The 21,507-nt window shown below is 59.7% G+C and carries 19 protein-coding genes; 10 read left to right on the top strand and 9 right to left on the bottom strand.

Annotation, left to right across the window (positions count from 1 at the left end; translation table 11 throughout):
• Positions 1-4: 4 nt before the first annotated feature.
• Complete coding sequence (gene pncB, locus BK667_RS29880; protein WP_123513942.1) at positions 5-1,228, bottom strand: nicotinate phosphoribosyltransferase; 1,224 nt, start codon at positions 1,226-1,228, stop codon at positions 5-7.
• 229 nt (positions 1,229-1,457) lie between these two features.
• Positions 1,458-2,369, bottom strand: coding sequence for a LysR family transcriptional regulator (locus BK667_RS29870; protein ID WP_123599730.1), 912 nt, complete (start codon positions 2,367-2,369; stop codon positions 1,458-1,460).
• Between the two features lie 175 nt (positions 2,370-2,544).
• On the opposite strand from BK667_RS29870, the gene amaB reads away from it, so the two are divergent.
• The 9 genes from amaB to BK667_RS29815 all read left to right on the top strand — a co-directional run bounded on the left by amaB (position 2,545) and on the right by BK667_RS29815 (position 13,663).
• Positions 2,545-4,035 carry an L-piperidine-6-carboxylate dehydrogenase gene (amaB, locus tag BK667_RS29865; RefSeq protein ID WP_123599729.1) on the top strand — a complete coding sequence of 497 codons (1,491 nt, stop codon included), beginning with the start codon at positions 2,545-2,547 and terminating at the stop codon, positions 4,033-4,035.
• A gap of 165 nt (positions 4,036-4,200) precedes the next feature.
• Positions 4,201-5,484 (top strand): L-pipecolate oxidase, encoded by a 1,284-nt coding sequence (amaA, locus tag BK667_RS29855; RefSeq protein ID WP_123599728.1) that lies wholly within the window; start codon positions 4,201-4,203, stop codon positions 5,482-5,484.
• 363 nt (positions 5,485-5,847) lie between these two features.
• Complete coding sequence (locus tag BK667_RS29850; RefSeq protein WP_123513952.1) at positions 5,848-6,981, top strand: branched-chain amino acid ABC transporter substrate-binding protein; 1,134 nt, start codon at positions 5,848-5,850, stop codon at positions 6,979-6,981.
• 170 nt (positions 6,982-7,151) lie between these two features.
• A complete protein-coding gene (locus BK667_RS29845; RefSeq protein WP_054044085.1) occupies positions 7,152-8,066 on the top strand; it encodes an ABC transporter permease subunit in 915 nt (304 codons plus the stop codon).
• 3 nt (positions 8,067-8,069) lie between these two features.
• Positions 8,070-9,353, top strand: a complete 1,284-nt coding sequence (gene livM, locus BK667_RS29840) for a high-affinity branched-chain amino acid ABC transporter permease LivM (RefSeq protein WP_123513954.1) — start codon at positions 8,070-8,072, stop codon at positions 9,351-9,353.
• Positions 9,350-10,225, top strand: coding sequence for an ATP-binding cassette domain-containing protein (locus BK667_RS29835; RefSeq protein ID WP_123513956.1), 876 nt, complete (start codon positions 9,350-9,352; stop codon positions 10,223-10,225). Before livM ends, BK667_RS29835 begins: the two co-directional genes overlap by 4 nt.
• On the top strand, positions 10,222-10,938 hold the full coding sequence (locus tag BK667_RS29830) for an ABC transporter ATP-binding protein (RefSeq protein ID WP_123513958.1): 717 nt from the start codon (positions 10,222-10,224) through the stop codon (positions 10,936-10,938). Before BK667_RS29835 ends, BK667_RS29830 begins: the two co-directional genes overlap by 4 nt.
• A gap of 847 nt (positions 10,939-11,785) precedes the next feature.
• Entirely contained in the window at positions 11,786-12,556 is a 771-nt protein-coding gene (locus tag BK667_RS29820) for an SDR family oxidoreductase (RefSeq protein ID WP_054044081.1), read from the top strand.
• A 201-nt stretch (positions 12,557-12,757) separates the two neighbouring features.
• Complete coding sequence (locus tag BK667_RS29815; protein ID WP_123599727.1) at positions 12,758-13,663, top strand: cation diffusion facilitator family transporter; 906 nt, start codon at positions 12,758-12,760, stop codon at positions 13,661-13,663.
• Between the two features lie 120 nt (positions 13,664-13,783).
• Here BK667_RS29815 and BK667_RS29810 read toward each other — a convergent pair whose 3' ends face one another.
• The 7 genes from BK667_RS29810 to BK667_RS29780 form a co-directional block, all read right to left on the bottom strand.
• A complete protein-coding gene (locus BK667_RS29810; RefSeq protein ID WP_123599726.1) occupies positions 13,784-14,911 on the bottom strand; it encodes an AGE family epimerase/isomerase in 1,128 nt (375 codons plus the stop codon).
• Positions 14,912-15,089: 178 nt separating this feature from the next.
• On the bottom strand, positions 15,090-15,662 hold the full coding sequence (locus BK667_RS29805) for a HupE/UreJ family protein (RefSeq protein WP_123599725.1): 573 nt from the start codon (positions 15,660-15,662) through the stop codon (positions 15,090-15,092).
• Between the two features lie 29 nt (positions 15,663-15,691).
• On the bottom strand, positions 15,692-16,306 hold the full coding sequence (ureG, locus tag BK667_RS29800) for an urease accessory protein UreG (RefSeq protein WP_123513966.1): 615 nt from the start codon (positions 16,304-16,306) through the stop codon (positions 15,692-15,694).
• A 23-nt stretch (positions 16,307-16,329) separates the two neighbouring features.
• Positions 16,330-17,004: an urease accessory protein UreF gene (locus tag BK667_RS29795; protein ID WP_123599724.1), complete on the bottom strand. Its 675-nt coding sequence runs from the start codon at positions 17,002-17,004 to the stop codon at positions 16,330-16,332.
• Complete coding sequence (ureE, locus tag BK667_RS29790) at positions 17,001-17,501, bottom strand: urease accessory protein UreE (protein WP_054044075.1); 501 nt, start codon at positions 17,499-17,501, stop codon at positions 17,001-17,003. Before ureE ends, BK667_RS29795 begins: the two co-directional genes overlap by 4 nt.
• Positions 17,502-17,772: 271 nt before the next feature.
• A complete protein-coding gene (locus BK667_RS29785; protein ID WP_123513972.1) occupies positions 17,773-18,405 on the bottom strand; it encodes a TetR family transcriptional regulator in 633 nt (210 codons plus the stop codon).
• A gap of 165 nt (positions 18,406-18,570) precedes the next feature.
• Positions 18,571-18,999, bottom strand: coding sequence for a hypothetical protein (locus BK667_RS29780; RefSeq protein WP_123599723.1), 429 nt, complete (start codon positions 18,997-18,999; stop codon positions 18,571-18,573).
• Positions 19,000-19,387: 388 nt separating this feature from the next.
• Between BK667_RS29780 and BK667_RS29775 the strand changes: the two genes are divergently transcribed.
• Entirely contained in the window at positions 19,388-21,463 is a 2,076-nt protein-coding gene (locus BK667_RS29775) for an AsmA family protein (protein WP_123599722.1), read from the top strand.
• Positions 21,464-21,507 lie beyond the last annotated feature (44 nt).

The following is a 21,507-nucleotide window of genomic DNA, read 5'->3' as shown; positions in this document are numbered from 1 at the left end:
GAATTCACTCCTTGCTTGGAATACTGGAAAGGGCAGGGACTTTGAAAACGTGTCGCAAATAGGCGACGAAATTCGGGTCTTTGCAGTGAGTCTTGCCAGGCTCGTCGGAGATCTTCGCCACCGGTTGGCCGTTGCAGGCGGTCATTTTAAGCACGATGCTCATCGGTTCAACACCTGGAATGTCACAGGTCAGGTTGGTACCGATGCCGAAGCTGACATTGATCCGACCCCGCAACGCACGGAATATTTCCAGGGATTTAGGCAGCGTCAGGCTGTCGGAGAACACCAGCGTCTTGCTCATCGGGTCGATGCCGAGCTTGTGGTAGTGGGCGATGGATTTTTCCGCCCACAGCACCGGATCACCGGAGTCATGGCGCAAACCGTCGAAAAGCTTGGCGAAATACAGGTCGAAATCACCCAGGAAAGCATCGGTGGTGATGCAGTCGGTCAGGGCAATCCCCAGCAAACCGCGATATTCGCGGACCCAGCAATCGAGGGCGGCAATCTGGCTGTCAATCAGCCGTGGGCCGAGTTGCTGATGGGCCATGATCCACTCGTGGGCCATGGTGCCCAGGGGTTTCATGTCCAGCTCGCGGGACAGGTGCACGTTGCTGGTGCCGACGAAGCGTCCGGGGAAATCGTGCTTGAGCACGTTCACCACTTCTTCCTGCACGCGGTACGAAAAGCGACGACGGGTGCCGAAATCGGCTACTTGCAACTCGGACAATTCATCGCTGCTGGCGTTGGCCGTCAGCCAGTCGAACTTGCGATAGAGCTGCTCGCGCGCCTGCTCCAGGACGACTTCGCGGTAGCGGTAGCGGTTACGCACTTCGCTGACGATCGCCAGCATCGGCACTTCGAACAAAATCACGTGCAGCCACGGCCCGCGCAAGCGGATAAACAATTCGCCGTTTTCGATGCCAGTGTGGACGTAGCGCAGGTTGAAGCGGAACAGCCCGAGAAACCGCAGGAAATCCGGCTTCATGAAGCTGATGCGCTCCATGAAACTCAACTGGTCGGCGCTCAGGCTCAATTCGGCCAGGCGCTCGATCTGGTAACGGATCTCCGCCAGGTATGGGCGCAAATCCTCACTGTTACGGCAACGAAACTCCCATTCGACTTCGACGTTAGGGTAGTTGTGCAGCACCGCCTGCATCATCGTCAGTTTGTAGAAGTCGGTGTCGAGCAGGTTCTGCACGATGCGATCGCCAAACACGCTCTCGCTCATAAGGGAATCTCCAGGCTGGCCGCGGCCCGTGGTCGCGACGTTTCAGCTGTTTCAATGAATGGGGCTAGTGGCGCATATCCGTGGCAGTTATTGCCAGCGATTTTTTAGACAGCCGTAGATTCCTGTGGGAGCGAGCCTGCTCGCGAAGGGGCCGGCACACTCAACATCAATGTTGAATGATCCACCGCTTTCGCGAGCAGGCTCGCTCCCACAGGGATTGGGGGTAACCCTAAATTTGTGGCATATCCGGGCTATCAATCTGCTCCAACATCCACTTCACAAAGTCCCGCACCTTGGGCACTTCCGCCGAATGTTCGGGGTAGGCCAGGTAATACGCGTCGGAACTCGGCATCGCATGCTGCCAGGGTATGACCAGTTTGCCGTCCGCCAATTCCTCTTCCACCAGAAACCGCGGCAACAGCGCCACGCCGCAGCCGACCTGGGCGGCGCGGATGCACATATAAAAGGTTTCGAAGCGCGGGCCGTGGTAGCTGTGTTCGGTGTGGTAGCCCTGGCTGTCGAACCAGTCGTGCCAGGCCTGGGGCCGGGAGGCGTTTTGCAGCAGGACCAGGTCGGTGAGTTGCGTCGGGTCGGTGAACGGCGTGTCCGGCAGGCTGCCCGGGGCGCAGACCGGCACCAGCTCTTCGCCGAACAGCTTCAGGCTTTCGGTGCCCGGCCGCGAGCCTTGGCCGAAGTAGAACGCCAGGTCGCTGCGACCTTGCAGCAGGTCGTCGGCTTCCTGTTCGCTGCATAAATCGAGGTGAATCGACGGATGACGCAGGCGCCAGCCTTTCAGGCGCGGCACCAGCCAGCGGGCGCCGAAGGTCGGCGGCGTGGAGACGCGCAAGACTTCGGTGTCACCGCCATAGGAACGCAGGTAGTGGGTCGACATTTCGACTTGAGTAAGGATTTTTCGTACTTCCACCAGATACAAATCCCCGGCCGGGGTCATTTGCAGGCGTCGGCGCACCCGGCGGAACAGCAGGTGCTGCAGCAGCTCTTCGAGTTGCGCGACCTGTTTGCTAACGGCGCTCTGGGTCAGGTTCAGCTCTTCGGCGGCCCGAGTGAAGCTCAGATGCCGGGTCACGGCCTCGAAACACTGCAAGGCAGTGATCGACGGCAAGTAGCGTTTATTCAGCATGGGTGGTCCTTTTTCTTCTTAACTTTGTTGCCAGCAATGCGAAGCATGAATAAACGGAATGATATCTCGCTTAATGGTCGTTTGTTGGCCCGTCTCGGTAGAGCTACAACTACAGGCCTGATCAGCCGTGATTTTCCGGCTGCACGATTTCCGTTTTCTGCTTGAGGAGTGACCCATGGTTGCCGCATTGCTTGATCGTCTTGGTGTGAACCCGGCCCTGTACCAGAACGGCAAAGTGCCGGTGCATTCGCCGATCGATGGCAGCCAGATTGCCGCCGTGAACTGGGAAGGCGCGGCGGAAGTCGAGCAGCACATCAGTCGCGCAGATCATGCGTTCGATTTGTGGCGCAAGGTCCCGGCACCGCGCCGTGGCGAACTGGTGCGTCAACTGGGCGACATCCTGCGTGAATACAAGGCCGATCTTGGTGAACTGGTTTCCTGGGAAGCCGGCAAGATCACCCAGGAAGGCCTGGGCGAAGTTCAGGAAATGATCGATATCTGCGACTTCGCCGTCGGTCTGTCTCGCCAGTTGTACGGTTTGACCATCGCTTCCGAGCGTCCTGGCCACCACATGCGCGAAACCTGGCACCCGCTGGGCGTTGTCGGCGTAATCAGTGCGTTCAACTTCCCGGTCGCGGTCTGGGCCTGGAACACCGCGCTGGCGCTGGTCTGCGGCAACCCGGTGATCTGGAAACCGTCGGAAAAAACCCCGCTGACCGCGCTGGCCTGCCAGGCGCTGTTTGATCGCGTGCTGAAAAACTTCAGCGACGCACCACCGCACTTGAGCCAAGTGATCATCGGCGGCCGCGATGCCGGCGAAGCACTGGTTGATGACCCGCGTGTCGCGCTGATCAGCGCCACCGGCAGCACCCGCATGGGCCGTGAAGTGGCGCCGAAAATCGCCGCTCGTTTCGCCCGCAGCATCCTCGAACTGGGCGGCAACAACGCGATGATCCTCGGCCCAAGCGCCGACCTGGACATGGCCGTTCGCGCGATCCTGTTCAGCGCCGTCGGCACCGCCGGTCAGCGCTGCACCACCCTGCGTCGCTTGATTGCCCACGAATCGGTGAAGGAAGAAATCGTCACCCGCCTGAAGGCTGCCTATTCCAAGGTGCGCATCGGCAACCCGCTGGAAGGCAACCTGATCGGCCCGCTGATCGACAAGAACAGTTTCGAAAACATGCAGGAAGCGCTGGAACAAGCCTTGAGCGAAGGCGGCCGGGTGTTTGGCGGCAAGCGTCAACTGGAAGACAAATTCCCGAATGCCTACTACGTGTCCCCGGCCATCGTCGAGATGCCGGAGCAGAGCGACGTGGTGTGCAACGAAACCTTCGCCCCGATCCTCTACGTGGTTGGCTACAAGGATTTCGCCGAAGCCCTGCGCTTGAATAACGCTGTACCCCAAGGCCTGTCCTCGTGCATCTTCACCACCGACGTGCGTGAAGCCGAGCAGTTCATGTCCGACGTGGGCAGCGACTGCGGCATCGCCAACGTCAACATCGGCCCGAGCGGCGCGGAAATCGGCGGCGCGTTTGGTGGCGAGAAGGAAACCGGCGGTGGTCGTGAATCGGGCTCCGATGCATGGCGCGGCTACATGCGCCGCCAGACCAACACCGTGAACTACTCGCTGGAGTTGCCGTTGGCCCAGGGTATTACGTTCGACTGATAGGCGACGGAGCTTTTTGTTGATCGTTCCCACGCTCTGCGTGGGAATGCCTCAATGGACGCTCCGCGTCCGCTTTTGGGACGCAGAGCGTCCCGGGCTGCATTCCCACGCAGAGCGTGGGAACGATCAGTGTGTGATGGTTAGGTTTCTGATTGGAGTCTGGCAATGCCGTTACGCGAAGAGTGTCTGTGGGAAAAACTGACGCCGCAAAGGCCCGACAATACGGCGCTCAAGGGTGAAGTGAAGGTCGATGTCTGCGTTATCGGCGCCGGTTTCACCGGTCTGTCGGCGGCGGTGCATCTGTTGGAAGCAGGTAAAAGCGCCTGCGTGGTGGAAGCCCATCGCGCCGGCCATGGTGGCTCGGGGCGCAACGTCGGGCTGGTCAACGCCGGGATGTGGATTCCACCGGATGAGATCGAAGCCGGGTTTGGCGAAGCGGTGGGCAGTCAGCTCAACCGCATGCTTGGCGCAGCACCGTCCCTGGTGTTCAGCCTTGTGGATAAATACAACATCGATTGCCAGTTACGCCGCGAAGGCACGCTGCACATGGCGCACAACAGCCGTGGCGAAGCCGATCTGCGCAGTCGTGAAGAACAATGGAAACGCCGTGGCGCACCGGTTGAGCTGTTGACCGGCCAGGCCTGCGAACAAGCCACCGGGACCAAAAAAATTGCCGCCGCGTTGCTGGATCGACGTGCCGGTACGATCAACCCGATGGCCTACACCACCGGCCTGGCCAAAGCGGCCATCGCCCTCGGCGGTCAACTGTTCGATCATTCCCCGGTGACCCGACTGGAACGTCAGGGCCAAAAGTGGTCGGTGCAAACTGCCCAAGGCTCGGTGCTCGCCGATCAGGTGGTGATCGCCTCCAACGCCTACACCGAAGGCGACTGGACCGAACTGCGGCGTAACTTCTTCCCCGGTTATTACTACCAAGTGGCCTCGGTGCCGCTGACCGAAGACGCTGCGCAGCAGATTTTGCCCGGCGGCCAAGGTTCCTGGGACACTCGGCAGGTACTCAGCAGCATCCGTCGTGATAAGGACGGGCGCCTGTTACTCGGCAGTCTCGGCAACGGCAATCAAAAACCGACCTGGTTCTTGAAGGCCTGGGCCGATCGGGTTCAGCAGCATTACTTCCCCTACCTTAAACCGGTGGAATGGGAATGCACCTGGACCGGTTGCATCGCGTTTACCCCCGATCACCTGATGCGCCTGTTCGAACCGGCGCCTGGAATAGTGGCAGTCACCGGTTACAACGGCCGGGGTGTGACCACCGGTACGGTGGTCGGCAAAGCCTTTGCCGACTATTTGTGTAACGGAAATCCTCAAGCGCTACCGATTCCGTTCGCACCGATGCAGCCACTGGCGGGTGTCGGCCTGCGCAGCTGTCTGTATGAGGCCGGTTTTTCGCTGTATCACGCAGGCCAGTGCTTGCGGATCGTGATTTGATTGTTGAATTTTGTTGCTGGAAGCGGCGCTTTTTCGCGCAGCGACTAGCCTGTAGTGGTGCGGGTTGTAGCAGTTGCGCACCACGAGTGTGCACTTCGGTGACGCACGTTGTTACAGGCTGGTTGCACGTCGTTTAGTGCCGCGGTTGCAATGATGGCGCGTGCGGGTTGCGCCTTTTTAAAAAAATGGTTTCACCTCCCGCGGTTTAGACGGTTGCACGCCCAATGAAAATGGGATCGAAACAGTCGAAATAACAATAAAGCAGCGACTTTTTTCAGAATAAAAAACCGATGGCACGGCCCTTGCTCTGAGCAACCAGAGAAGTCGCAGTGCCAACTAAAAAAAACCTTGGAGCACCACCTCATGTCCCAGACGTTTTACAAGAAAGGCTTTCTGGCCCTCGCAGTGGCAACTGCGTTGGGTGTTTCTGCGTTTGCACAGGCTGATGTGAAAATCGGTGTGGCGGGTCCAATGACTGGCGCCAACGCGGCATTTGGCTTGCAATACATGAAGGGTGCGCAGGCAGCGGCCGACGCCATCAACGCCGCGGGCGGCGTCAACGGGGAAAAAATCGTACTGGTCAAGGGCGATGACGCCTGCGAACCGAAACAGGCTGTGACGGTCGCCAAGGACCTGACCAACCAGAAAGTCGCTGGCGTTGTCGGCCACTTCTGCTCCTCGTCGACCATCCCGGCTTCCGAGATCTACGACGAAGCGGGCATCATCGCGATCACCCCAGGTTCCACCAACCCACAAGTGACCGAACGCGGCCTGAGCGCCATGTTCCGTATGTGCGGGCGTGACGACCAGCAAGGCATCGTGGCCGGCGACTACATCGTCGACGTGCTCAAGGGCAAGAAAGTCGCCGTTCTGCACGACAAAGACACCTACGGCCAAGGCCTGGCAGACGCCACCAAGGCTCAGCTGACCAAGCGCGGCGTAACGCCAGTGCTGTACGAAGGCCTGACTCGCGGCGAGAAAGACTTCAGCGCCGTGGTCACCAAGATCCGTGCGGCCGGTGCCGACGTGGTCTACTTCGGCGGCTTGCACCCAGAGGCCGGTCCACTGGTTAAACAACTGCGTACCGAAGGCCTGAAAGACGTGAAATTCATGTCCGATGACGGCATCGTGACCGACGAACTGGTGACCACCGCTGGCGGCCCGCAATACGTTGACGGCGTGCTGATGACTTTCGGCGCCGACCCACGCCTGCTGCCAGACAGCAAGACCGTAGTGGACGAGTTCCGCAAAAATGGCACCGAGCCTGAAGGCTACACCCTGTACGCCTACGCTTCGGTCCAGACCCTGGCCGCTGCTTTCAACGGCTCCAAGTCCAACAGTGGCGAAAAAGCTGCCGAGTGGCTGAAGAAAAACCCGGTCAAGACCGTCATGGGCGAGAAGACCTGGGACAGCAAGGGCGACTTGAAAGTCTCCGACTACGTGGTTTACCAGTGGGACAAGGACGGCAAATACCACCAGCTGGAAAAACAGAAGTGATATGAACCATTGATTGCCCGGCGCCATGTGCGCCGGGCGGTCTTAGAACATGTCCGTGCAGTACCTGTCTTTTCTCGTAGAGCTGCACATAACCGTGTTGCACTGGCGGCTGAACCCCGGTCCGTTGCAACCCGCTTCTGTGCAGTCTCTCAAATGCGTGAGATTGCGTTATGGATGGTATTTTCCTGCAGCAACTGGTCAACGGTCTGACCCTCGGGTCGGTCTATGGCCTGATCGCCATCGGCTACACAATGGTCTATGGCATCATCGGCATGATCAACTTCGCCCACGGCGAGGTTTACATGATTTCCGCTTACCTCGCGGCGATCAGTCTGGCTCTGCTGGCTTACTTCGGTATTGAATCCTTCCCTCTGCTGATGCTCGGCACACTGGTCTTCACCATCATCGTCACAGCGGTGTATGGCTGGGTCATCGAGCGCGTCGCCTACAAACCGCTGCGCAACTCCACACGACTGGCACCGCTGATCAGCGCCATCGGTATTTCCCTGATCCTGCAAAACTACGCACAGATCGCCCAGGGCGCTCGCCAACAGGGTGTGCCAACCCTGCTGACCGGTGCATGGCGCGTTGAAGTAGGCACTGGTTTCGTCCAGCTCACCTACACCAAGATCTTCATTCTGGTGGCTGCGTTCGTCGGTATGGGCCTGCTGACCTACGTCATCAAGTACACCAAGCTCGGCCGCATGTGCCGCGCCACCCAGCAAGACCGCAAGATGGCCTCGATCCTGGGGATCAACACCGACCGCGTGATTTCCTACGTGTTCATCATCGGTGCAGCGATGGCGGCCCTGGCCGGCGTGCTGATCACCATGAACTACGGCACGTTCGACTTCTATGCAGGCTTCGTTATCGGGATCAAGGCGTTCACCGCCGCGGTACTCGGTGGCATCGGTTCGCTGCCTGGCGCCATGCTCGGCGGGATCATCCTCGGAATTTCCGAGTCGCTGTTCTCAGGTCTGGTGAACTCGGACTACAAAGACGTTTTCAGCTTCTCGCTGCTCGTTCTCGTTCTGGTCTTTCGGCCCCAAGGCCTGCTCGGCCGTCCTCTTGTGTCGAAGGTGTAAGCGATGTCTTCAACCACTAAAAAAACCATTGATCTCAAAAGAAGCCTGGTTGACGCGATTCTTGCCGGCCTCGTTGCCCTGATTGTGTTCGGCCCGATTGTCGGCGTGGTCCTCGACGGCTACGGCTTCAACCTGCAACCGACCCGTGTGGCGTGGATTGTCGCCATCGTCATGGCTGGCCGTTTTGCCTTGAGCCTGTTCCTGCAAACCTCCAAGGGCCTGAAAATCCTCGAAGGCTTTGAAAGCACTGGTTCCGGGGTTCATGTACTGCCGCCCGATTACAAAACCCGTTTGCGCTGGATCATCCCGCTGGTGGTTGTCATCGCCGTGGTGTTCCCGTTCTTCTCCAACTCCTACCTGCTGGGCGTGGTCATCCTCGGGCTGATCTACGTGCTGCTGGGCCTGGGCCTGAACATTGTGGTCGGTCTGGCCGGCCTGCTCGACTTGGGTTACGTGGCGTTCTACGCCATCGGTGCCTACGGTCTGGCGCTCGGTTATCAATACCTCGGTTTGGGGTTCTGGACCGTGCTGCCGCTGGCGGCGATCACTGCTGGCCTTGCCGGGTGCATCCTCGGTTTCCCGGTGTTGCGCCTGCACGGTGACTACCTGGCGATCGTGACCCTGGGCTTCGGTGAAATCATCCGCCTGATTCTCAACAACTGGTTGTCCCTGACGGGTGGCCCAAACGGCATGGCGGCGCCACTTCCAACCTTCTTCGGCCTGGAATTCGGCAAACGAGCGAAGGACGGCGGAGTGCCGTTCCATGAGTTCTTCGGCATCGCCTACAACCCGGACGTGAAGTATTACTTCATCTACGCGGTGTTGTTCCTGGTGGTTCTGGCGGTGTTGTACATCAAGCATCGCCTGGTCAAGATGCCGGTCGGCCGCGCCTGGGAAGCCCTGCGTGAAGATGAAATCGCCTGCCGCTCCATGGGCCTGAACCACGTACTGGTCAAGCTCTCGGCGTTCACCATCGGTGCGTCGACCGCCGGTTTGGCGGGTGTGTTCTTTGCGACCTATCAAGGGTTCGTCAACCCGACTTCGTTCACCTTCTTCGAATCGGCACTGATTCTCGCCATCGTCGTACTCGGCGGCATGGGCTCGACCATCGGCGTAGTGATCGCAGCGTTCGTGCTGACCGTCGCCCCGGAGCTGTTGCGCGGCTTCGCGGAATACCGCGTGCTTCTGTTCGGCATCCTGATGGTGCTGATGATGATCTGGCGACCGCGCGGCCTGATTCGGATCAGCCGTACCGGTGTGACCCCGCGTAAAGGAGTAGCGCCATGAGCGAAGTCGTACTCTCGGTCGAGAAGCTGATGATGCACTTCGGCGGCATCAAGGCGTTGAGCGATGTCAGCCTCAAAGTCCACCGCAACTCGATCTTCGCTCTGATCGGCCCCAACGGCGCCGGCAAGACCACCGTGTTCAACTGCCTGACCGGGTTCTACAAGGCCTCCGGTGGCAAGATCGAACTCAGTGTGCGTGGCGAGCAGACCAACGTTATCCAGTTGCTGGGCGAGTCGTTCAAACCGGTGGATTTCGTTTCGCCGAAATCCTTCTTCAGCCGCCTGTACTACAAGATGTTCGGCGGCACCCACTTGGTGAACCGTGCCGGCCTGGCGCGGACCTTCCAGAACATTCGCCTGTTCAAGGAAATGTCGGTGCTGGAAAACCTGCTGGTGGCCCAACACATGTGGGTCAACCGCAACATGCTGGCCGGTATCCTCAACACCAAGGGTTACCGCAAAGCCGAAAGCGATGCGCTGGACCACGCTTTCTACTGGCTGGAAGTGGTGGATCTTGTGGACTGCGCCAACCGTCTGGCCGGTGAACTGTCCTACGGTCAGCAACGTCGTCTGGAAATCGCCCGGGCCATGTGCACCCGGCCGCAGATCATCTGCCTCGACGAGCCGGCCGCCGGCCTCAACCCTCAGGAAACCGAAGCGCTGAGCGCGATGATCCGACTGCTGCGCGACGAGCACGATCTGACCGTGGTGCTGATCGAACACGATATGGGCATGGTCATGAGCATTTCCGACCACATCGTGGTGCTGGACCACGGCATCGTCATCGCCGAGGGCGGTCCTGACGCCATTCGTAACGACCCGAAAGTGATTGCGGCCTACCTTGGCGCTGATGAAGAGGAAGTGGTGCTATGAGCCAACCCATCCTCGAATTGAAGGATCTGGACGTGTTTTACGGGCCGATCCAGGCCCTGAAGAAAGTCTCGCTGCACATCAACGAAGGCGAAACCGTGAGCCTGATCGGCTCCAACGGCGCCGGCAAGTCGACCCTGCTGATGTCGATCTTCGGCCAGCCCCGGGCGGCTGACGGGCAGATCATCTATCAGGGTGTGGACATCACCCACAAGTCGTCCCACTACATCGCGTCCCACGGCATCGCGCAGTCGCCGGAAGGGCGGCGGGTGTTCCCCGACATGACCGTCGAGGAAAACCTGTTGATGGGCACCATTCCGATTGGCGACAAGTACGCCAAGGAAGACATGCAGCGCATGTTCGAGCTGTTTCCACGGCTCGAAGAGCGGCGTACCCAGCGGGCCATGACCATGTCTGGCGGCGAGCAGCAAATGCTCGCCATCGCCCGTGCACTGATGAGCCGGCCGAAACTGCTGCTGCTCGATGAGCCGAGCCTGGGACTGGCGCCGATTGTGGTGAAACAGATCTTCGCCACTCTGCGGGAACTGGCCAAGACCGGTATGACCATCTTCCTGGTCGAGCAGAACGCCAACCACGCGCTCAAACTCTCGGACCGGGCGTACGTGATGGTCAACGGCGAGATTCGCCTCACAGGCACCGGCAAGGAGCTGCTGGTGAACGAAGAGGTGCGTAACGCTTATCTTGGCGGGCACTGAGTTCGACTGAGAAACACACAGCCCCGGCGCGCAATCGCCGGGGCTTTTTTACGCCTTCAATTCACCACCATCCCCTGTGGGAGCGAGCCTGCTCGCGAAAGCGATATCTGCCTCCACATTGAGATATCTGACCCACCGCTTTCGCGAGCAGGCTCGCTCCCACAAGGGGTCTGTGTGGGCTTTCGGGAAATTGTGGAAAACAATATTCGCAAGCTCTGAAACCGCGACATAAAGCCGCTGCAAATAGTTGTTTTGTCACAGTTTTGACTTGTCCCCGTTTGCTGTGGAGCTGGCTGTGAATAACGTGGGAGTAGCTGGCTGGACGCCTTTTAAACCGTGGCTTTCAGACGTGTGGTTGTTTTTTGATCAGGCGTTTTTCCGGGACCATTAGCTGCCGTTGTCAACCTTTTTGTTGTGGGTCAAATGCGCCAGATTCAAGGTGCGCCAGCCTGTGGATAAGTCTGTGGTTAAACTCTGGAAAGACTCGGCTGAGGGCCGTCGTTGCTGGCTTGGCGCCATCGTCTGTTTGCGCAGGAGATCGTGCAAAATGCCATGAGCTACACGGCGGGCCCTTGAGGGTCAAGCAAAAAAGTTTCTATTCTGCTCGCAAAGCCTTATACACAGCGGCTTCCAGCTTTTGCACTTGCCCCCAAAGACTGTGGACCGGCCTGTGGATAACGTGCGCGCACATGGCTGCAAGCCACGGGGTATAAGGCGCCGCTTCGGCTGGTTGTTTTTTGTACAGAAAACACCGGGAAACGAGGTTGCCGGTCAGCGCCGCGCCGGGCATGCTGGCGGCTGATTTTCTATTCCAATGGCTGCGATCAGCCGAAGCAAGGAGAACACGATGTCCAACACCCTGTTTATCACCGGCGCGACGTCCGGTTTTGGCGAAGCCTGTGCCCGTCGTTTTGCCGAGGCTGGCTGGAAACTGGTGCTGACCGGCCGTCGTGAAGAGCGCCTCAATGCCCTGTGCGCCGAGTTGTCGAAGCAGACCGAGGTCCATGGCCTGGTGCTCGACGTGCGTGATCGCAAGGCCATGGAGGAGGCGATCGCCAACCTGCCGCCGTCCTTCGCCAAGCTGCGCGGGCTGATCAACAACGCGGGCCTGGCCCTGGGTGTGGACCCGGCGCCCAAGTGCGATCTGGACGACTGGGACACCATGGTCGATACCAACATCAAAGGCCTGATGTACAGCACTCGCCTGCTACTGCCGCGCCTGATCGCCCACGGTCGTGGTGCCGGCATCGTCAACCTCGGCTCCATCGCCGGCAACTACCCGTACCCGGGCAGCCACGTGTACGGCGCGAGCAAGGCGTTCGTCAAACAGTTCTCCCTGAACCTGCGCTGCGACCTGCAAGGCACGGGCGTACGCGTCAGCAACATCGAGCCGGGCCTGTGCGAAAGCGAGTTCTCCCTGGTGCGCTTCGCCGGTGACCAGGAGCGTTACAACGCCACCTACGCCGGTGCCGAGCCGATCCAGCCGCAGGACATTGCCGACACCATCTTCTGGGTGCTGAATGCGCCGGCGCACATCAACATCAACAGCCTCGAACTGATGCCGGTGAGCCAGACCTGGGCTGGGTTCTCCATTGAGCGTAATGGTGGCAAGGCGTAAGACCGCGTAACGGCCATCGCGGGCAAGCCTTGCTCCTACAGGTTTTGTGTCGTGCCCATTTCCGGCGCACGACACAAAACCTGTAGGAGCAAAGCTTGCTCGCGATAGGGCCATCACAGGCAACAACAGCACATCAGGTAGACTCCCCTCCCAACAACCCCACCGCACCCCGCGGTTTCCAGGGTTTTCAGAGGAGGCTACGTGAGTAACCGAGGTGAGCAGTCACTGCTCAAACAATCGACCATCCTGATGTTCGCCGTGGCGATCGCCGGGATCGTCACCGGTTTTGTTTCGGGGGCCCAATCCATCCTGTTCGATGGTTTTTTCTCGTTGATCGCGACCTTCATCAAGGTCCTGATGCTGATCACTGCCAAGCTGATCGCCAAAGAAAGTAACCACCGTTTCCAGTTCGGCTTCTGGCATCTGGAACCCATGGTGTTGCTGATCGAAGGCAGCTTCCTGTGCTTGATCGCTATCTATGCCTTTCTCAACGGCGTGTTCGGCATCATCAATGGCGGCCGCGAGATCGAGTTGGGGTTGGTGATCCTCTACGCGGCGGTGTTCACCGTCATCGAGTTCGCGTATTTCTTCTACGTTCGTCATCGCAATCGCAAGCTCAAATCGACGCTGATCCAGTTCGACAACATCAGTTGGCTGGTGGACGCGATGCTTTCTGTGGGTTTGCTGGTGAGTTTCCTCACCGCGCTGTTGCTCAAGTCCCAGGGTTACGGCCAGTGGGCGGTCTACGTCGACCCGTTGATCCTGATTCTGCTGGCCCTGAGCATGCTGCCGCCGGCCTTCAAGATCCTGCGTCCGGCGCTGCGCGATGTGCTGGGGATTGCCCCGGATCAACTGGACGACAAAGTGCGCCAGGTGATGGACGCGGCCAAGGCCGAGCATGGTTTCGACGACTACAGCTCCTACGTGCAGAAGCACGGCCGGGCGCGGTTTATCGAGATTCACGTGGTGTTGCCGGCGGATTACCGACTGGAAAGCGTGGGGCAACTGGATGAACTGCGTGAGGAGATTTCCGCAAAGCTGAGTCAGGCGGATGCGGCGCGATGGTTGACCATCAGTTTTACCGGGGATCGGAAGTGGATTGCCTGATTAGACGGTGACCGATTTGAGGGCCTCTTCGCGGGCAAGTCGAATCGTCGCACCGCTCGCTCCTACAGGTTCGGTGATCCCCTGTAGGAGCGAGGCTTGCCCGCGAAAGCGATCTCGAACTCAGCGCAAATATTCAACCAACCCACGATAACAAGTCGCCAAGTGATAAGGCGTGGTCGAAGGCATGTCCTTACGGCTGACTTCACCCTCGGCATCACGGCACTCATACCAACCCCCAACATGCAGAAACCGCTGCTGCAACGCCTGCAATTGGCGCAGCACAGCCGCTTCGCTGTCGGGCCGCAAGGTCAATGCCCGCAGGTATTCAGCCTGGGCCCAGATTCTTTCGGTGCCATCTTTCGGGCGGCCATCCAGGTCGAGCATCGCTCGAACAGCGCTGGTCTGTGGATCGACCCCCAATTGCTCAGTGAAAGCGAAGGCTCGATCCAGCGAGGCATGCAGCTTCGATCCACGCAGCAATGGCGAGGATTCCAGCAGGAAATACCATTCGAACTGATGCCCCGGTTCAAACCAGTTATCCACAGCCCCCAGCGGTTTTTCCATCAGCGCACCGGTCTGCGGATCGATGAAGTGTTTCTGCATCGCTGTGCATAACTCCACGAGCGCGCCTTGGGCGCCAGCGTCTTCGCGCACCGAAAGGGTGGCGAGGAAGGCTTCGGCCAAATGCATCAGCGGGTTCTGCAACGGCCCGGTCTGGAGTGAAGACCAGTCACGCTCCAGGCAAGCTTCGTACAGACCGTCGTCCGTGGCGAAGCGCTGGGCCACGACTTCCAGTGCGGCATTGAGCACCGACTCCACCAACGGCTCACGAACCTTGTCCCAGTAATGGGCGCAAGCGAACAGGATGAAGGCGTGGGTGTAGAGGTCTTTGCGCTGATCCAGCGGCGCGCCTTGCGGGTCGATGCTGTAGAACCAGCCACCGTGCTCGGCATCGTGAAAGTGCTGCTGCAAGGAGCGGAACAGCGCCGCCGCGCGTTCTTCGGCAGCCGGCACCTGGCCGATCAGGCTCGAAAACACATACAGCTGACGGGCGCAGGCCATGGCGCGGTAGCGTTGCGGCGGCAGCGGTTGGTGCTCGGCGTCCAGCGCTTCATACGGCAGCGCCATTTCGGCATTCCAGCCGGGGCCTTGCCAGAGCGGCACGATCACGTCCTGGAAGTGCTGTTGCACTGAGGCGAACAGGGTGGTCAATTCGGGCTGGGAGGCAGAGCGAGAAACAGGCGGCATTGGCTGGCGTCGTCACGGCAGGGGCGATTGCGCGACATGGTAGCAGAGTGAGTGCTCCGATCGTTCCCACGCTCTGCGTGGGAATGCCTCAACGGACGCTCTGCGTTCGGCTCTGGATGGGACGCGGAGCGTCCCGGGCGGCATTCCCACGCAGAGCGTGGGAACGATCTCTGGGTGCTTAGCCCGCCAGCAACCAAACCCCAGTCGCCGCCGAAGCCGCGCCAGCAACACGAATCAACGGCGCCGCCGCCTGAGGCAGCACGCGAACCACGGCATATCCAGCCGCGTGCAACGCCGCCGTCGCCGCCACAAACCCTGCGGCATACGCCCAAGGGCTCGACATGGCCGGCAATTCCAGGCCATGGGCCACGCCATGGAACAGCGCAAACAACGCCGTCGCCCCTACCGCCACGCTCAACGGTGGACGCACCGCCAACGCTACCGCCAGACCCAGCGCCAGCACCGACGCAGCAATCCCGCTTTCCAGCGCCGGCAGGTTCAGCCCTTCAAACCCAAGCAAACCGCCGATCAGCATGGTGCCGACGAACGTGCAGGGCAGTGCCCAGCGCGCCGCGCCTTTTTGCTGCGCGGCCCACAAACCCACCGCGACCATCGCCAGCAGGTGATCAATGCCGCCAATCGGGTGGCTGATACCGGCGATCAAACCATTGTCGCCGTGGCCTGGGTGCGCGAAGGCGATGGCCGGGGTCAGCAGCAGGGCCATTGCGCCCAGGATGCGTTTCAGTGTCATGGATAAGCTTCCTTGTTGATAAGTCGTGATCAGGCCGCGGTCAGCAGGCCCTGGCGTTCGATGAAGGCAATGATTTCTTCCAGGCCCAGGCCGGTCTTCTGGTTGCTGAAGACAAACGGCTTGCCGTTGCGCATCCGCTTGGTGTCGCTGTCCATTAACTCCAGCGATGCACCGACGAGGGGCGCCAGGTCGACTTTGTTGATCACCAGCAAATCGGATTTACAGATCCCCGGCCCGCCCTTGCGCGGCAGCTTGTCACCGGCGGAGACGTCGATCACGTAGATGGTCAGGTCGGACAATTCGGGGCTAAACGTCGCCGAGAGGTTGTCGCCACCGGACTCGACAATAATCAGGTCCAGCCCCGGAAAGCGCCGGTTCAACTGGTCCACGGCTTCGAGGTTGATCGAGGCGTCTTCACGGATCGCCGTGTGCGGGCAACCGCCGGTTTCCACACCGATGATGCGTTCCGGTGCCAATGCTTCATTGCGCACCAGGAAGTCGGCGTCTTCGCGGGTGTAGATGTCGTTGGTCACCACCGCCAGGTTGTAGCGGTCGCGCAGGGCCAGGCACAGAGCCAGGGTCAGTGCGGTTTTGCCGGAACCGACCGGGCCGCCGATGCCGACGCGCAGAGGTTGTGTGTTCATATGGTTCTCCAAAATAAAAAGCCCTAAGAGCGAAAGAGGCGGCTGTACTGGCGCTCATGGGCCATGCATGCCAGGGACAGGCCGAAAGCGGCGCTGCCAAAGTGTTCGGGGTGGATTCGGATAGCGTTTTGCTGGGCTTCCTGCAGAAGAGGCAGCAGTTGGCTGGTCAGGCGCTGGGCGGCTTGCTGGCCCAGGGGCAGGGTCTTCATCAGCACCGCCAATTGGTTTTCCAGCCAACTCCAAAGCCATGCGGCCAAGGCGTCTTGCGGACTTATCCCCCAGGCGCGAGCGGCCAAGGCCCAGCCGAGGGCCAAGTGCGGTTCCGGGCGTTGTTCAAGAAAGGCCCGGGCGAGGGCATCAAGTTCAGGCAAACCGTTGAGCAGTTGTTGCAACGAATAACCCATCTGCCGACTTTCCGAGTGCAGCTCACGGGTTTCTCGGCTCGCGCGATGTTCTTCGCAGCGTTGCAGCAGTTCAGCCCAGTTTTCTTCTGCTGCCGCTGTGCAGTGGGCGAGCAGCAGCGGCGCTTCGAAGCGGGCGAGGTTGAGCAACAATTGATCGCTGATCCAGCGCCGGGCGCTGTCGGCATCCGTCACCCGGCCGTTATCCACCGCCATTTCCAAGCCTTGGGAATAGCTGTAGCCGCCAATCGGCAATTGCGGACTGGCCAAGCGCAGCAGCGCCCAGGCTGGGTTCATAGGCGTACGCCGAACTGGTGCAGTTTCGGCGGATAGTTGAAGTCTTCGTCGCCGTGCCGCGAGTGATGATGGCCGCCACCGTAGGCGCCGTGTTCCGGCTGGAACGGGGCTTCGATGTTTTCGACCTTGGCGTCCAGCTGTTCGAGCATGGCCTTGAGCACGTAGTCGTCAAGCAAACGCAGCCAGCCGTCACCGACTTGCAGGGCGACGTGGCGGTTGCCGAGGTGATAAGCGGCGCGCGTCAGTTCGAAGGCGTTGGCGCAGGTGACGTGCAGCAGTTGTTCGGGGCGGGCGCAGACGCGAACGATGCGTCCGTCTTCGGCCTGTAGGCATTCGCCGTCATACAGCGGTGGCTGACCGCGTTCCAGAAACAACCCGACGTCTTCCTGTTCGGCACTGAAACAGCGCAAACGGCTTTTGCTCCGGGCTTCGAAGGTCAGGTGCAACTCAGCGGCCCAGACGGGTTGAGGGTCGATTCTGCGGTGAATCACCAGCATCGGAAAGCTTCCAGCAAAGGACAATGCTCAGGCTAGAGCAAGGGGCTTGCCAATCGGGGGGATGCGTAGGAAAACCCTGTCGGAGAGTAGTAGTTGTTGCAAGATGTTGCAGGGATTTGGATCAGATTGGTGCGTGAAGGATTTTTCATGCACTGATTTGCGGCGCGGTCGCTTTTTTTGTGGGAGCGAGCTTGCTCGCGATAGCGACCTCGCCGTCACAACATATTTGGATGGGCAATCGCCATCGCAAGCAAGCTCACTCCCACAGGGGTTATTCGGTGCTTCCCAAACCTTGCCAGTGTTTGAGCCCGATAAAGATGAAGCGCAATTGCTGCGTAATCTTCGCCTGGGGCGTCAGGTGTTCCGGTAATGCTTCAACCGGCGGATCGATGATGTCCGGCAACGTGGCAAACACACTTTTAACAATTAGATCAGCCATGACGCTCAGGCCATCGATGTCCAGATGCTGCAATTTGGGCATCAACGACAGATCGGACGCCAGATCGGAACTGATGTCTTCGCGCAAGCGGCCAATGGCCTGGCGCACCGGCAGCGAGCCACCGTACTGCTCACGGGCAAGAAACAGGAATTGCGAGCGATTGGCGCTGACCACATCGAGGAAGATCCGCACCGACGCATCGATGATGCCGCCCATGACGAATTCGTTGTGGCGTACCAGGCGAATGGTTTCACGGAAGGTCTGGCCGACTTCGCTGACCAGCACCAGGCCCAGTTCGTCCATATCGGCAAAATGCCGGTAGAAACCGGTGGGCACGATCCCGGCGGTTTTCGCCACTTCGCGCAGGCTCAGGCTGCCGAATCCTCGGCCGGACTCCATCAAATGTCGAGCGGCGTCCATCAGGGCGCTGCGGGTCTGTTGTTTCTGTTCGGCGCGGGGCAGCATCGCAAGGGTGTTTTCTGGACAGGACAGCGGCGCACTCTAGCAAATCGGCTTTGCCGGCGTCGAACGGGGATCGGGGGGGAGGGTTCAAGCGAGGAAGTTGCGTGGCTCTATATAAGTCAAAAGCCCAATCCGGGGATTGGGCTTTTTTTCAGGGCCGCCATGGGCTCAGCTCACAGCGCTGTTGCGTTCGATTACACGGTCACCACCACCTTCAGCAAGGGTTTGGCCTTGTGGGGTGCGGTCCGAACCATCAGCAGCGAGGGTTTGGCCTTGTGGGGTGCGGTCCGAACCATCAGCAGCGAGGGTTTGGCCTTGTGGGGTGCGATCAGAACCGTCAGCAGCAAGGGTTTGGCCTTGTGGGGTTTTGTCGTAGCCGTCTTGGGTGATCAAACCTTTTTCTTTCAGGCGATCATTACCACCTTCGGCAAGGGTTTGACCCTGTGGAGTACGAACCGAACCATCGGCTGCAACGGTTTGGCTGAATACCGAGTGGCTGTCCTTAACTTGCGGTGTGGCCTGATCAGCGGCTGGCAGAGCAAAAGCGGTGCTGGCTAGCATCGAGAGGGTCAGGCTAAGCAGTAATTGGCGTTTCATGATGGGTTGCTCCTTGGGAGGGCGATAAAGTGGGTACGAGGGCAATGCTACTCTCGATAAGTCGATATAAAAGTTCATAAACGCAATGGTAATAATCAACAGAATTGATTGTTTACCGCAGAGGCTCTAGAACGGGCGTTTCCGGCGGACGGTTTTGCACCGAGGTGGGTATTTTCGACCCATTCGTGCCGCACAAAAGTGCGGGTCCGGTAACGCTTGAAGCGGGCGCACTGTGTCGCCGGCCGATTATTTGAGCGTTAACGGCACTTTCGGTTAAACCTGCGAGCCGTTTTCCAGTCGTAGCTTTCATGGCAGGCCGGTTCTGGCCTAACGTTTCAAAAACGTGCGTCGCAGTCAGGCGCTCAGTCGTATTCAGGAGCCCTGTGCAATGACGCGCACTGCAAAAATAATCAGCTGGACCCTCACCACCCTTGTTGTCCTGCTAGCGGTACTGGTGCTGATCATCGTGTTCTTCGATTGGAACCGGATCAAACCGCCCCTCAACGCCAAAGTCTCCGAAGAACTGCATCGCCCGTTTGCCATTAATGGCAACCTCGCGGTGGTCTGGCAGCGCGAGCCCGACGAGGGCGGCTGGCGGGCCTGGGTGCCGTGGCCGCACGTGGTGGCGGAGGATTTGAGCCTGGGCAACCCTGACTGGTTGAAGAAGCCGCAAATGGTCACCCTCAAACGCGTCGAGTTGCGCATCTCGCCCCTGGCCCTGTTGGCGCAACGGGTGGTGATTCCGCGCATTGACCTGACCGAACCGAACGCCGACCTCCAGCGCCTGGCCGACGGCCGCGCGAACTGGACGTTCAAGTTCGACCCCAAGGACCCGAACGCCGAACCCTCAAGTTGGGTGGTGGACATCGGCGCCATCGGCTTCGACAAGGGCCACGTCACCCTCGATGACCAGAGCCTGAAAACCCAGCTCGACCTGTTGATCGATCCGTTGGGCAAACCGATTCCGTTCAGCGACATCGTCGGCGACAAAGCGGCGAAAACCGCGGTCGAGAAGGGCGGCGCACCTCAGGACTACGCGTTCGCAATCAAAGTCAAAGGCCAGTACCACGAGCAGAAACTCGCCGGCGAAGGCAAGATCGGCGGCCTGTTGGCCTTGCAGGACGCGGCCAAGCCGTTTCCGCTGCAGGCCCAGGTCAAGATTGCCGACACCAGCGTCGAGCTGGCGGGCACCCTGACCGATCCGCTGAACCTCGGCGCGTTGGACCTGCGCCTGAAACTGGCCGGCAGCAGCCTGGCTAATTTGTATCCGCTGACCGGCGTCACCCTGCCAGACTCGCCGCCCTATGCCACCGACGGTCACTTGACCGCCAAACTGCATGACGCGGCCGGCGCGCAGTTCCGTTATGAAGGCTTCAACGGCAAGATCGGTGACAGCGACATTCATGGCGACCTGGCGTATGTCGCCAGTCAGCCACGGCCGAAACTCAGCGGTTCGCTGGTTTCCAATCAATTGCTGTTCGCCGACCTCGCGCCGCTGATCGGCGCCGACTCCAACGCCAAGCAAAAGGCCCGTGGCGGTGAAAGCAAGCAGCCGTCGGACAAAGTGTTGCCGGTCGAGGAATTCAAGACCGAGCGCTGGCGGGATATGGACGCCGATGTCGAATTCACCGGCAAGCGCATCGTCCACAGCGAAAAACTGCCGTTCACCGACCTCTATACGCACCTGGTGCTGACCGACGGCGTGCTCAGCCTGGAGCCCCTGCGTTTCGGCGTGGCCGGCGGCAAGCTCGATGCACAGATTCGCCTCAATGGCCGCACCGAACCGTTGGAAGGCCAGGCGAAGCTCACCGCTCGCGGATTCAAGCTCAAGCAGTTGTTCCCGACTTTCGAACCGATGAAAACCAGTTTCGGCGAATTGAACGGCGATGCTGATATTGCCGGTCGCGGCAACTCGGTGGCCAAGTTGTTGGGCAGTTCCAACGGCAAGCTGAAAATGCTGATCAACGACGGCGCCATCAGCCGCGAGTTGATGGAGCTGGCGGGGCTTAACGTCGGCAACTATGTGGTCGGCAAGATCTTTGGCGACAAGGAAGTGAAGATCAACTGCGCGGCGGCGGACTTCGACATCAAGACTGGCCTGGCGACCACGCAGTTGTTCGTCTTCGATACCGAGAACGCAATTATCTACATCGATGGCACGGCGAACATGGCGACCGAACAGTTGGATTTGACGGTTACTCCGGAATCCAAGGGCTGGCGTTTGATTTCGTTGCGTTCGCCGCTGTATGTGCGAGGCAAGTTCATCAAGCCGGATGCCGGCGTGAAAGCCGTGCCGCTGTTGCTGCGCGGCGCCGGAATGGTGGCGTTGGGCGTGATTGCCGCGCCGGCGGCGGGTTTGCTGGCGCTGGTAGCACCGAGTGGTGGCGAGCCGAACCAGTGTGCGCCGTTGTTGGAGCAGATGAGGGCGGGCAAGGCGCCTGTCACCGTCAAGCCCACCAAATAAATGTGTGGCGTCTATCAAGATCGTTCCCACGCTCTGCGTGGGAA

The sequence above is a fragment of the Pseudomonas frederiksbergensis genome (genome assembly GCF_003732705.1).
Taxonomy (GTDB): Bacteria; Pseudomonadota; Gammaproteobacteria; order Pseudomonadales; family Pseudomonadaceae; genus Aquipseudomonas; species Aquipseudomonas frederiksbergensis_F.
This window is presented reverse-complemented; position numbering and strand designations above follow the sequence as displayed.